Here is a 13147-nt window from a genome sequence, read left to right on the forward strand (position 1 = left end):
TTGCATTATACAAATAGACTTTCTTGGTGTTTTGAAAAGATTGCCCATCACGCATTTTATCCAACAATACAACGATGGATTAATAGAGCGTATGTAAAAATCTTTAATGTAAAGTTAGAGGAGTTTGATACTTTAGCAAATTATCCTACACTTAATGCGCTTTTTACAAGGTCGCTTGTTAGAATGCGAAATTTTGATAAAACCGCTTTTCATTTAATTGCACCTTGCGATTCTGTGGTTATGGAGTTTGGTCAGTGTCAAGAAGATTATGCGATGCAAATCAAAGGTAAAAGTTATCGTGTGAGTGATTTTATTAAAACCAAGTTAGCAGAGGGTTATTATTTTATAAATTTCTACCTTTCTCCGGGTGATTATCATAGATTCCACGCTCCTTTGACTTTGAAAGTTAAGCGATTGGAATTTATAGATGGTAGATTACAAAGTGTTTATGAAAAATCACTTTTAAAGCATAAAGAGGTATTTGTTAAAAATAAACGTGTGGTGTTAGAGTGTGAAGATGAATTTGGAGAGATTTTATACTTTGTTGCAATTGGTGCATTAAATGTGGGTAAAATTCAAATAAATTTTGCCCCAGAAGTGGTCAATTTTAAAACTTCTCAAATATTAAATTTTGAACCACCTGTATTGCTTAAAAAGGGTGATGAAATAGGAAGTTTTTTAATGGGTTCTACGATTGTGCTATTCACTAAACATTGGCAATATGATTTAAACGAAAAAGAAAAAGTTTATTTTGGACAATGTATTGCAACACATCTTACAAAAATACAAGCTAAAAACTCTAAGGAGATTTAAGTGAAACAGAGAATTAGAAGTCTATTAAATGAATTAGATGCGCTTTTGGTTGCACATTTTTATCAACGTGATGAAATCGTTGAAATAGCTGATTTGACAGGAGATAGTCTAGAATTAGCACGCAAAGCAAGTCAAAGCGAAAAATCAAAAATTATTTTTTGTGGTGTTGGTTTTATGGGACAGAGTGTGAAAATTTTAGCTCCTCTAAAACGTGTTTTTATGCCAAAAATTGCGTGTTGTTCTATGGCTAGAATGATAGATAGTAGTTACTTTGATAAGTCCATTATGCTTTTAAAGAGTTATGGAATTACCGATATTTTTCCCATTACTTATATTAATTCAAATGCTGAAGTGAAAGCAAAAGTTGCGGAGCTAGAGGGTGTAGTCTGCACAAGTTCTAATGCAACAAAGATTTTGAATTTTGCCCTAAAGCAAAACAAAAAAATATTTTTCTTACCTGATAGATGTTTAGGACAGAATCTTGCGATTCAAAATGGGTTGAAAAGTGCAGTTTTAGGTGTAGATTCTAAGGAGAAAGTTCAAGAAGCGGAGGTGATTTGTTATGATGGATTCTGTTCAGTTCATCAACTTTTTACTCCACAAGATGTTGAGTTTTATCGGACAAAATTTCCGAATATTTTGATTGCTGTGCATCCAGAATGTCGTCCTGATGTTGTCCAAATGGCAGATTTTGTGGGTTCAACAAGTCAAATTATCCAATTTGTGCAAAACTTAGAGGAATCCCAAAAGGTTGCAGTTGGGACAGAGTTTAATCTCGTCCATCGTTTAAGAAAACCCAAGGGAGAGCAAAATACTTTTGTGTTAAGCTCTACAAAACCAGAATGCCCAACAATGAATGAAACCACTTTGCAAGATGTGTTAAAATGCCTAGAGGCGATTAAAGATGGTGAAACTTATAATGAGATTTTGTTGGAAGACTCTGTTGCAAATTGTGCGAAAAAAGCATTGGATAAAATGCTACAATTATCTTAAATAAAGGAGTAAAAATGCATAAAATATTGTTAGATAATTTCTTAAAAGAAGTTTTAAAAGAGGACATTGGACACGGAGATTTATATGCGCGAATGAAAAATGACACAGAAGTGGAAGCTTATGTGCTTGCCAAAGAAGAGGGTATTTTATCTGGAAGAATGTATATTGAACGTCTTTGTGAGCTACTGAATATAAAATGCAATTTTGTTTTTGATGATGGTATGGTTTTTAAGAGAGGAGAGAGAATCGCCTCATTTGAAAGTAATATGAGTGAGTTATTGAGTGTGGAGCGCACAATTTTAAATTTGTTAGAACATTCTAGCGGAATCGCAACGCTTACGCACGAATATGTTAAAAAGATAGAGGATACAAATTGTGTGTTACTAGATACTAGAAAAACGCGCCCACTACTGCGGGATTTTGAAAAATATTCCACGCGCAATGGTGGGGCAGTGAATCACCGCTTGGGTTTAGATGATTGTTTGATGTTAAAAGATACACATTTAACAAGAATCCTTTCTCTTAAAAAATTCATTGAAGATATACGCAATAAGATACCAATCGTTACGAAAATTGAAGTGGAATGTGAGAATATTTTACAAGCCAAAGAAGCATTAGAAGCGCAAATAGATATTTTAATGTGTGATAATATGGAAGTTGAGATGATTAAAGAAGTTGTAAAAATGCGAAATGCACTTGCTCCAAATGTTTTACTTGAAGCAAGTGGTAATATTAACTTGCGTAATATTAGAGAATATGCCACAAGTGGCATAGATGCAGTATCAGTAGGTGCGATTACTCATCAAGCGGTTTGGGTAGATTTGAGTATGAAAATAGATTAGAAGTATAATGCGTGATAGAGAAAAGGCGTTTATCTGTGCATTAAAGCAAAGTGGTGCAACCTTTGGAATCGGAGATGATGGCGTAGAAATTGGTCAATATATTCTTGCTAATGACGCGTTTTTTGAAGATGTGCATTTTAAATTTGAATGGACAGAGTTAGAAAACTTGGTCGAAAAGTGCTTTTTGGTTAATTTGTCGGATATTTATGCGATGAATGCACTACCAAGTTTTTTGTTAATTAGCCTTTGTCTGCCACAACATTTCAAAGAAGTCTCTAAATTGGCACAAATCATAGGTAAAAATGCAAAAAAATATAATCTAAAAATCATAGGTGGTGATACATTAATCGGAGAGAAATTGCATTTTTCTTTAACGATTCTAGGGAGAAAGAGACATAAAACTTTATTAAGAAAAGGTATAAAAAGAGGTAATATCTTAGGATATATTACAACCAAAGGTGCATTAAATCATTCAAAAATGCAGAGTTTTGGACAAAATTTAAAACATTTAAGAAATATCCTACGATTTTATTCTCATAAAAGGATTCCTAAATATTCACGTTTTGCTAAACCGCTTTTATATCCTAAAATGATTTTTGAACTAAACAAAATCGCAAAAGCGGGTATGGATATTTCAGATGGAATATTCTTAGAACTATCGCGTTTAAGTGAAGTGAATCGTTTAGGCTTTAAACTTTTAAAATCTAGTGGGGATTGGTTTTATTCTCCTGAAGAATATCAAATGTTGTATGCAGTCGATAGTAAGAAACTCAAAAAAATGCAAAATACTGCATTAAAATTTCATCATCAGTTCGTGCCTTTTGCTGTGGCGATTCGTGGTAAATACTCTGCAAAAAAGGGAAATTGGCATAGATAAGATTCTATTGTTTTAAAAGTTTAAGAGATGGATTGCCACGAAGTCTAACGACTTCTCGCAATGACTGCGTGGGATTCGTCATTGTAAAGTAGAGGCTGCGGCAATCGTATTTTGCATACTTGCGATGGTTTTTCTATCCTTGCAAGGACAAAGCTAAGATATTCTCGCAAAGGGCAGTGAATTACCAAAAATGGTGGTATCCTTTGTTGTTATAGCAATCACGATAGCCTTTTTTGCTTTTGCCATATCCACCACCTTTGTGATGACCATATCCATAACCCATTAATCCGCTTTCTCTTGCTTGAGATTCGCTCATAGAGCTTAAATGTTTTTGCATTTCTAAATGAATGGCATTATGATAGGCTTGATGTTCTTTTTGTGTCATATTATCACACGCATTCCAATGTGCTTCTCTTAGTCTATCGCGAAATTCTCTTGCGTCTTTGACTTTCATTTCTTGCATTCGCTTATGAATCTCCATTTTGTAATCAGGATAATCTTTGGGTGCAACTTTGCCCGATAGCTTGATGAGTTCCTCATTGCTTGTTTTGGAATAATCTGCCCCAAAGAGAGCTGAAGTTAAAGTGCCAATCAATGCAAGAGATAAGATAATTTTTGTTTTCATTGTTTGCTCCTTAAAAATTTTTTGAACAACGAATTATAATTTGCCAATGTGAAATGAATGTAAAGTGAAAATAAAGTCAATGTGAAGGGGCAGAAATTCTATAAAGTTTTTTGCGCTCACTAGAGCTTGCAATGTTTAGTTGAGCTCGGTATTTAGTAATTGTGCGCCGCACCATTTTGAGATTAAATTTTTCTTCAATGAGTTCTAGGATTCTATTATCACTAAGCGGTTTTTGTTTATTTTCATTTTTGATTAAATCAGAAACAAAATCTTTAATTGTCGTATTTGCAGTTTCTTCATCAATTGCAGTGGCAAAGAAATTTTTAAGAGGAAAGATTCCACGCGAACACTCTAAAAATTTATTAGAAATAGCGCGTGAAATAGTGCTTTGTGCGTGTCCAAACTCTTCGGCTAAATCTTTAAGTTTCATAGGTTTTATCTCACCACCTTTGAAAAACTCATATTGATATTCTACAATCATAAGTCCAATTTTATAAAGTGTAGCTTTGCGCATTTCAAGCGCATCTACAAGGTCGCGTGCTTCTTTAATTTTGGTTTTGACAAAATCATCTTTTAATGCTTTGTCTTGTTTGTTTTGTGTTTGAATTTCAATGCTTGGGTAATATTTTTCGTTGATTTGCACCTGAATATTATTGGTCTCTTCAATCACTAAAATATCAGGGATAATTGCAGCTTCTTTTTGAAAGAAATCCAATGCTGGAGGATTTTTGAAGCTTTGAATCACTTTCATTGCTTTTTCATAAAGTTTAACATTTTTGTGCTTTGTGTGATTTTCTAAATCTTGTAGAATCTCACAAACTAAAGAATAAATTTCATTAGATGCATCCAAGTTTTCTAGTTGAAAATAAAAAGATTCTATCAAATTAATTGCTGCGATTCCGGGTGGGTCAAGATAAGCAAAACGTTTGCGCACCTTTTCAACCTCTGTCGCACTAACAGGAGACTTTAGTAGCTCACTACAAGTTTGCGCAATTTGCTCACAATCTCCTTCAAAATATCCCTCTTCATTGAGATTTTCAATGATTTTTCTAGCAATTTCTTGAGAATTTGTCGTAGGAAATAAGGGTGGGACGATTTGTCCATTTAATACAACTTCTAAAGATTCCTCTTGAACACAAAATTGCTCTATTCCGTCTCCTTCCAAACTAGAACCTTTCGCTCCTCTTAGGATTTCTTTTTGATGTTTTTTTTGATTAGAGTTTTGTGAGCTGAAATCTTGCGCTATGTTGGATTTCACATTGAAGTATGGATTTTCTTTACCAAACTCTCCTAAAGTTTCTTCTAAATCGCCCATTCCACTTTGAAGAATAGGAAGCCAACTTTTGAGTGTAGAAGAGAGTTTCGTCTTTAGTGTTGTTTGGGTCTGTGTGCGTAGCTTCATACTTTGAAATTTTCACCTAGATAATGTTTCCGAACAAGCTCATTTTTATAAATTGCATTAGAATCCCCACTTGCTAGTAAAGTGCCTTTGTTGATAACATAAGCACGATGACAAACTCTAAGAGTTTCACGCACATTGTGGTCTGTGATGAGAACCCCAATGTTTAATTCTAGTAATTTTTTGATAATGTTTTGAATATCTAACACTGCAATAGGATCAACACCCGCAAAAGGTTCATCTAATAAAACAAATTTTGGTTTTTTAACCAAAGCACGTGCAATTTCTACACGCCGTCTTTCCCCCCCGCTTAAATTAATTCCTTTACGATTCCGAATTGGTTCAATACCAAATTCTTCTAATAGCTCTTCAATGCGCTTAATTCTTTCATTTTCATCTTCTAAACAAACTTCTGCCGCAATTAAGAGATTTTCTTCTACGCTTAAATCTTTAAACACACTAGATTCTTGTGGCAAATAACCAATTCCGAGTTGTGCCCGTTTATGCAAACTTAATTTTGTAATTTCTTTATCATCAAAGCAAACTTTACCATTACTTGGTCTTAAAAGTCCGCAAATAATATAGAAAGTTGTTGTTTTACCCGCACCATTTGGACCTAAAAGTCCTACAACTTCTCCGCTTTGCACACGTATAGAAATCTCACTAATGATTTTTGTTTTTTTAATCGTTTTGCTTAAAAGTATCGCTTCTAATGTGTGCATTGATTATCCTTGAATAATATTATATTTTCTTTTTTGTGATTCTATGCTAATGATGATATGACAAAAAGGTAAGCCAATTTGTTGTAGAATTTTAGCTAAATTTTCATCGCCCCATTCAATAAAATGCCAACCTTCCTTCTCAATTTCTTCTAAAAATCCTAGTGCAAAAATTTCCTTTAAATCCTTGTTGTAAATATCATAATGATAGATTTGATTCCCATACTCTAATGCCGTTAGAAAAGTCGGAGAAGTAACCTTTGCTTTACTTCCTAGTGCATTCACCATTGCTTTAACTAAGGTTGTTTTGCCACTTGCTAGATTCCCGCTTAGTAAATAGATTCCACGATGATTTTTTAAATCTAATGCTTCACAGAGTTTAAAGAGTTCCTTTTGACTTAAAATTAATTCCATTCTTTACTCACTAAATTTTATTGGATTGGGCGCACTTTAATTTGCCTAATTTCTAAAATTTCCTTTACACTTTGCAATAGGGGCAATTCTAAAGCGGCATTCACTTCTGCTTGTGCGGTGGTTTGTGGTTGTGAAGTCTGTGATGAGGACAGGGGTTGAGGATTGGACTTTATGTTAGAATCATTGTTTTGTGCAAAAGGAGTCTCGGATTCTTTTAAGGTAGCTTGTGTGGGTGGGGTTAAGCTTGGATTGGAGATAGATTTAATTTGTGTTTTGAGACCAAAAATCTCCAAAACAAAGTTTTTAATAATAGAATAGCTGTTTTTAAGTCTTTCACGATTTGCCCCACTTGCTAAACTCTCCCAAGTAAGCGTATGGTCTATGAAAGAAACAAAGCGAATCTCTTGGGAAAAAATTTCTCCTAATTCATAGTTGCGTTCATAAATTTTTTGTTTTAACAGAGCAAATAAAGCAGAAGCTTTTTCTTCGCTTGGTTGTTCATTGAAATCAAGATTTGTTTTCGCAGATACAATAACTGGGGATTCTATTGTAGATGGGGTTTGTAAGGTAGAAAATGCAGAATCTGCAAGTGATACTTGTGGAGTTGCGCTTTGTGGTGAAAAGAATTCTGTATTTGATGTATTTAAAATTTGTTTGGGTAAATTTTCAAATAAACCTTTTTCTAAGTTAAGAATCGCATTATCAATTTTTTCTATTTTGAGAGCTTCTAGCATTTTAAAAACACTAAGGGTTAAAACAAATTCATCTTCAGAGCCTAAAAACAACAATTCTTTGGCTTGGGTTAGAATCCGAAAGAATCTATCTACAATGAGTGTATTATAACGTGAATCCTCACCCTTTAAAAGCTTATCTTTTAGAAAAATACTCATTTCATCTAAAAGCATTTCGCATTCATATTCAAAAAATGCTTCAATTTCTTGTAATAAAATCTCTCTCTCTTGCTTAAAGATACATTCAAAAAGTGCATTAAGACTTTGAGGGTTGATAAGTCCTAGCATATTCGCACAAGATTCTGAAGTGATATTGTAATTAGAATAGATAATCACTTGGTCAAGCAGGGTTAAAGTATCACGTAAGGAGCCAGAACCACTACGAATTAGCATATAGAGCGCTTCTTCTTGATAGGTAATTTGCTCCTTTTGTAAAATATTTTTAAGATGTTCTAAAATACTTTTATCTGATATGCGTTTGAAGCGAAAGTGTTGCGTTCTGCTTAGAATTGTTGCAGGAAGTTTTAATGGGTCTGTGGTGGCTAGGATAAACTTGACATATTCTGGTGGTTCTTCAAGAGTTTTTAAGAGTGCGTTAAAAGCTTCTTTAGTGAGCATATGCACTTCATCTATGATAAAGATTTTAAAACGTCCCATATTAGGGTGATATTTGGTTTGTTCAATTAAATCACGAATATCATCAATCTTGCGAGAAGAAGCGCCATCTAGCTCTATGATATCAATATGTCGCATTTTATGTGGATTTGCTGCGATGCAGTTAGCACAAACTCCACAAGGTTTTGCGCACGGACCTTTTTCGCATTGTAATGCCCTTGCAAAGATTCTAGCACTAGAGGTTTTGCCACTTCCACGCAAACCAGAAAACAAATAAGCGTGTGAGAGTCGTTTGCTACTTAATGCCAAAGAGAGAGTGCGGCTAACTGCTTCTTGTCCAATAAGTTCATCAAAATCCATTGGGCGATATTTGAGAGCTAAGGCTTGTTGTTCCATAATCATTTTTTCCTAAAGTTAAAAACTAGAATTCTACACAAAGCAAGCTAAAAAATTGTTAATCTATTAAATTTTAAAGACCTCAAGTCAAAGTCTCTTGAATCTTGGATATAATGTTAAAATTTAACTTTAAAAGGATTTGATGTTGGATTTCAAACGTAAGCCGAGTGTATTTGGTGGGACAATGATTATTGCAGGAACAGCAATTGGAGCAGGAATGTTGGCATTACCAACCATTAGTGCGGGAATGTGGATTTGGTATTCTTTGGGATTGTTGGCACTCACTTGGTTTATGATGTTGCTTTCCTCTCAAGCATTGCTAGAAGTGAATCTACACTATAATCCCGGCTCAAGTTTTCATACATTAGTTTTAGACAATTTGGGAAAATTTTGGAATCTGATTAATGGCTTAAGTGTCGCCTTTGTGCTTTATATTTTGATTTACGCTTATGTGAGTGGGGGTGGTTCTATGGTTGTGCATATTTCTATGGTCGCATTAGATTATGAACCACCCAAGCTAGTTGCGGGTTTGTTTTTTGCGCTTCTACTTAGTGGTTGTGTTTGGTGGAGCACTTATATAGTAGATAGATTTTCTATTGTGATGATTGGTGGAATGGTTTTGACTTTTATCTTTGCGATGAGTGGTATGCTAAGTGAGATAAAAATGTCTTATTTGTTGGATTTAAACCACGATGGAAATCCTTACGGAATCTTTGTTTTTGTAGCACTTTCAACTTATTTGACCTCCTTTTGTTTTCACGCAAGTGTGCCAAGCCTTGTAAAGTATTTTGGTAAAGAATCAAAAAAAATCAATCAATGTTTAATTTATGGCACATTGATTGCTCTTTTTGCTTATATAATATGGAATATTGCGTGTGAGGGCAATATTCAACGCAGTGATTTTAAAAACGTGATTGCCGCAGGAGGAAATGTGCGACATCTCATTGAAGCTGCAAGTCTTAGCTTAAATGGGGCATTTTTGCTAAGAATGCTAGAGGGATTTGCTTTTTTAGCGGTTGCAACTTCTTTTTTGGGAGCAGGACTTGGATTATTTGATTATATGGCAGATTTATGTGGGTTTGATGATAGCCGATTAGGACGCACAAAAACTTTGCTTGTTACTTTTGCTCCCCCTATTATTGCAGGTATGATTTATCCTGATGGTTTTTTATTGGCTATTGGTTGGGCGGGGCTTGCAGCAACAATTTGGTCGGTTATTATTCCTGCATTATTGCTTAGGGCAAATAGAATCACGCATAGTGCTTTAGGAATAAACTATCGTGTAAAGGGCGGGAATTGGACAATTTATACCTTATTAGTTTATGGTTGTGTTGTAGGTGTATGCCATATCCTTTTCGTTTTTAATTGGTTGCCTATGTATAAATAGGAAAGAAAATGAAAGAAATATTATTGCAAGTTTTTCAATATATTCAAAAATACAATGAAGATAATTTTGATGTGCTATGTTTGACATTGGAATTTTTACTAGCAGGACAAAATAAATCTTTAAGTTTAGAGATATTAGATTCTAAAGAGAACGAAATCCCTCAAAGTTTCTATCTCTATTTGGAAAAGCATAATGTAGAGAGAGTAGAGATTCACCCAAAACTAAATTATAAAAAAATCTTAAAAATGGTGCAGAATTGCAAAGTAAATGCGCAAGAATTAGAAAGCTTTATCCAAACCATTGCTTTGCAAAAGACGATTTTAAAATTTTATGATTATGCGACACCAGCGGAAATTAACGCATTGGTCTGTGGGTTACTTCATTTACAAAAAAATGAGAGTATTTTTAATCCTTGTTGTGGGATGGGTTCTTGGCTTTTGAGCTTAAGTGCGCACCATAATGAATGTTATTTTTTTGGGATAGACATTCACCCTAAACTCATTAGAATCGCAAAAGTTCTTGCTGTGCTTTTAAACTTTAAAAATTGTCATTTAGAAGTTGCAGATATTTTTAAACAATTCATTTCATTCAAAGGAAAAGATCATTTAAAAAATGAGGTGAGGAAATTTGATAAGGTTTTTTGCCACCCCCCTTTACTAACTCACTTGAATTTAAAATCTCCTAAAGATTCCCCTCTTGCGCCTTATACCAAAATCGCCCCAGAGATTCCATTTTTGGATTTTGTGCTTTCAAGATTTCATAAAAAGGCAGTTATTATTATTCGTTCTGCGTTGTTGAATAAGTCCATAGGGGAGCGATTGCGTGATTATCTTGTCGCTTCAAATCTAATAGAAACAATCATTGAATTACCAACAAATCTCTTTCCTCATCAAATGGGAGAGTTTTGCCTTCTTGTATTGTCGTCTAATAACAAACGCATTTTTTTTATTGACGCTCAAAGTTTTTATTTAAAAGAGGGCAAATACAATAAGTTAATTAATTTAGAAGAAATATTGGATTTGTATTCTTTCAAGCAAGATACCAATGTATCGCGCCTTTTGGATTATCAAAGCTTGAATTTAGAGAATCTTAAATCCTCCTATTATGTGCAAGAATGTGTAGAATCTAAAAATCAAACAATCAATTTAGGTGAGATTTTAGAGAAATGTTATCGTGGAGCGCGTATTGAAAATAAACAAGGTAAAGATTTAATAGGTTGTTATGACTTAGGCATTAAGGATTTTGAAGCTTATGGTATAAGTGATTCGTTTGAGGATTATGTTTTAAAGCCAAATATCAACCGCTTATATGAGCTAAAAGTGCAACCTTATGATATTTTGCTCTCTATTCGTGGTGTAATGCCAAAAGTGGCTATTGTGGGTAAAAGTGCAGCACAAAAGATTCTTTTACCCAATGCTGGAATCTTGGTGCTTAGAGTGCAAAATTCTTTATTAGCTAAAGCATTGTATTTTTATTTTTTATCTGCTAGAGGGCATTTAGAATTGAGTAAAATTTATCAAAGTAACAATGAGCGCATTGGAGAGAAAGAAATTAAACAAATGCCTTTGTCTAGAGATTTTTTGGATTCGCAGATTTTAGAAGATTATAATGAAAGTTTTTATGAGCTTTGCGCTTGTGGGGAGCAAATTAACATTCAAAAGCAAGGAATCGCAAAGTTATTGGGGTATGATGAATAGGTGTAAAATGAGTTAATGGATAAGGTTAGTTAAGCCATAAGCCTAACTAACCTTAAAAAAAGACAGATTAGAAGCTGTATTTTACTTCTAGTCGGACTCTTTGTCTGTCTTCGTCTTCAAAGCTTCTATTTACATTTGTAACAGGGTCAAGATAAGTTCCCTCTGTGGCGTCTGTCATCAAGTAAGCATAGTAACCGCTGATTGTAAGGTTGTTTGTATGTTTCCAGCTGAATCTTGGAGTGATTTCTTGGAAATCAACATCAAATTTGTTTGCTCTAAGTCCTGCTGCTGTTCTTTTCCATTCAATTTCATTGCTTCCCCAAACATAATCTAAACCGATTCTTAGTCTATCGTCAATCATTTTATAACCGATTGCACCATAGAAGACATTTAGGTCTTGCTCACTTCCAAATCCGCCTACACCTGTTGGTAATAATGCAGAAGTGCTTACACCTGTTGCAGTATTTTGCCACCAGATTGCTCCCGCGTATTTGAAGATTGTGCCATCATCGTTAAGTGTAACAGCTGTTCCATCTTGGAAGTTTCCTACATAACCTAGTTTTACATCTAGTGGCACACCAAAGTCTTGTGCGAAATCCGCACCTACATTGAATACAAACAAATCGTTTGCTTCAGAAATATCTGCTCTACCACCTGGAGCACCAGCTGCACCAGCTATCGCATCACTTCTTACACCTTGAAGTAGTCTAAAATAGCTATTTCCTCCGTGCAACGCACCTAGAATTGAATCTTTGCTATTATCTAATTTTGCTAGTGCATATTGTAATGCAGCATTAAAGGTGCTACCTGTCCAAGAAAGCTCACCTACACCAAGTGCATCCACTGCGTCTTGGATATAGAATCCCCAAAGTTGTGCGCCGATTGTCCCGAAGCTTGTTTCTGTGCTATAAATTCCTGCAAGAGCATAAAGAGGTTTTGTTACAGAACCACCATCGTTGTTGCCTGAAGCGTAACCTCTAGTCAATTCTAAATCATCAATACTTCAAGAATCAAATGCACCTGCTGCAAGAGTTAAACCTGTAATATCACTATTTAATGCTAGGATACCTGTTCCTCTATCGTCATCGCCTGCGTTGGTTACAGGAGTTGCAAGTCTTTGCTTACCAATAAGGATTGTTGTCGCTGTGGAATCTGGAGCGATTGTCGCATAGAATGTGCTTACACCAAAGCTTCCATCTTTACCACTTCCTAGACCACCTCCTAGACCGGGATAAGTGTTTCCGTGATTTACATTGTTAGATTCGTTGTTATACAAAATCCCTAAATTTAATCCAATGTTATTGACCACAGGAGTTTTGAAGTCTGCTACGGCTTTCCAGCGGTGAGTAGCGTTGCCACGATTTTTTGAAGGATAGCCATTTGTACCAGGATGACCAATATCGCCATAGTTAGCGTTTGGATTGCCATTGATAGTTTGTCTAGGGTCAATCACTCTACTATTTGGTAGAAATCCTTGATTATCAAATCTATCATCATTGTATCTGTATCTTAGATAACCACTGACATCAATGCCTCGGATTGCTTCTTCTAAAGGCTGAGCAAAACTTGCAGTAGAGAGCGCACCTAAAGCAACACTTGCTGCTAAACTTAATTTTAGAAATTTCATTTTAATCTCCTT

12 protein-coding genes and 1 pseudogene are annotated in these 13147 nt (G+C 34.8%); 6 read left to right on the forward strand and 7 right to left on the reverse strand.

The features are described from left to right. The 4 genes from Q0Y61_RS05510 to Q0Y61_RS05525 are packed head-to-tail and all read left to right on the forward strand — an operon-like array spanning window position 1 to window position 3525. Window positions 1–813 (forward strand): phosphatidylserine decarboxylase, encoded by an 813-nt coding sequence (locus Q0Y61_RS05510; protein WP_297812608.1) that lies wholly within the window; start codon window positions 1–3, stop codon window positions 811–813. Further along, window positions 814–1806 (forward strand): quinolinate synthase NadA, encoded by a 993-nt coding sequence (gene nadA, locus Q0Y61_RS05515; protein ID WP_297812611.1) that lies wholly within the window; start codon window positions 814–816, stop codon window positions 1804–1806. Between the two features lie 14 nt (window positions 1807–1820). After that, a complete protein-coding gene (nadC, locus tag Q0Y61_RS05520) occupies window positions 1821–2648 on the forward strand; it encodes a carboxylating nicotinate-nucleotide diphosphorylase (RefSeq protein ID WP_297812614.1) in 828 nt (275 codons plus the stop codon). A gap of 7 nt (window positions 2649–2655) precedes the next feature. Then, window positions 2656–3525, forward strand: coding sequence for a thiamine-phosphate kinase (locus Q0Y61_RS05525; RefSeq protein WP_297812617.1), 870 nt, complete (start codon window positions 2656–2658; stop codon window positions 3523–3525). A 44-nt stretch (window positions 3526–3569) separates the two neighbouring features. On the opposite strand, the gene Q0Y61_RS05530 is transcribed toward Q0Y61_RS05525, so the two are convergent. The 6 genes from Q0Y61_RS05530 to Q0Y61_RS05555 all read right to left on the reverse strand — a co-directional run bounded on the left by Q0Y61_RS05530 (window position 3570) and on the right by Q0Y61_RS05555 (window position 8424). Then, window positions 3570–3713: a hypothetical protein gene (locus tag Q0Y61_RS05530; protein ID WP_297812620.1), complete on the reverse strand. Its 144-nt coding sequence runs from the start codon at window positions 3711–3713 to the stop codon at window positions 3570–3572. Continuing rightward, a complete protein-coding gene (locus Q0Y61_RS05535; protein WP_297812622.1) occupies window positions 3707–4150 on the reverse strand; it encodes a DUF1104 domain-containing protein in 444 nt (147 codons plus the stop codon). Before Q0Y61_RS05535 ends, Q0Y61_RS05530 begins: the two co-directional genes overlap by 7 nt. A 76-nt stretch (window positions 4151–4226) precedes the next feature. Next, window positions 4227–5552, reverse strand: coding sequence for an RNA polymerase factor sigma-54 (locus Q0Y61_RS05540; RefSeq protein WP_297812625.1), 1326 nt, complete (start codon window positions 5550–5552; stop codon window positions 4227–4229). Continuing rightward, on the reverse strand, window positions 5549–6271 hold the full coding sequence (gene lptB / locus Q0Y61_RS05545; protein WP_297812628.1) for an LPS export ABC transporter ATP-binding protein: 723 nt from the start codon (window positions 6269–6271) through the stop codon (window positions 5549–5551). The genes Q0Y61_RS05540 and lptB overlap by 4 nt, the downstream gene beginning before the upstream one ends. A 3-nt stretch (window positions 6272–6274) precedes the next feature. Further along, complete coding sequence (gene tsaE / locus Q0Y61_RS05550) at window positions 6275–6682, reverse strand: tRNA (adenosine(37)-N6)-threonylcarbamoyltransferase complex ATPase subunit type 1 TsaE (RefSeq protein ID WP_297812631.1); 408 nt, start codon at window positions 6680–6682, stop codon at window positions 6275–6277. A gap of 17 nt (window positions 6683–6699) precedes the next feature. Next, on the reverse strand, window positions 6700–8424 hold the full coding sequence (locus Q0Y61_RS05555; protein WP_297812634.1) for a DNA polymerase III subunit gamma/tau: 1725 nt from the start codon (window positions 8422–8424) through the stop codon (window positions 6700–6702). 142 nt (window positions 8425–8566) lie between these two features. On the opposite strand from Q0Y61_RS05555, the gene Q0Y61_RS05560 reads away from it, so the two are divergent. Together Q0Y61_RS05560 and Q0Y61_RS05565 are read left to right on the forward strand one after the other, a co-directional pair. Beyond that, a complete protein-coding gene (locus Q0Y61_RS05560; protein ID WP_297812637.1) occupies window positions 8567–9811 on the forward strand; it encodes an aromatic amino acid transport family protein in 1245 nt (414 codons plus the stop codon). An 8-nt stretch (window positions 9812–9819) separates the two neighbouring features. Continuing rightward, window positions 9820–11508, forward strand: coding sequence for an N-6 DNA methylase (locus tag Q0Y61_RS05565; protein ID WP_297812639.1), 1689 nt, complete (start codon window positions 9820–9822; stop codon window positions 11506–11508). A 67-nt stretch (window positions 11509–11575) separates the two neighbouring features. Here the strand turns inward: Q0Y61_RS05565 and Q0Y61_RS05570 are convergent. Continuing rightward, window positions 11576–13135 (reverse strand): annotated as a pseudogene (locus Q0Y61_RS05570) (major outer membrane protein). Window positions 13136–13147: the final 12 nt, after the last annotated feature.

The organism is uncultured Helicobacter sp. (assembly GCF_947367035.1).
Classification (GTDB): domain Bacteria; phylum Campylobacterota; class Campylobacteria; order Campylobacterales; family Helicobacteraceae; genus Helicobacter_D.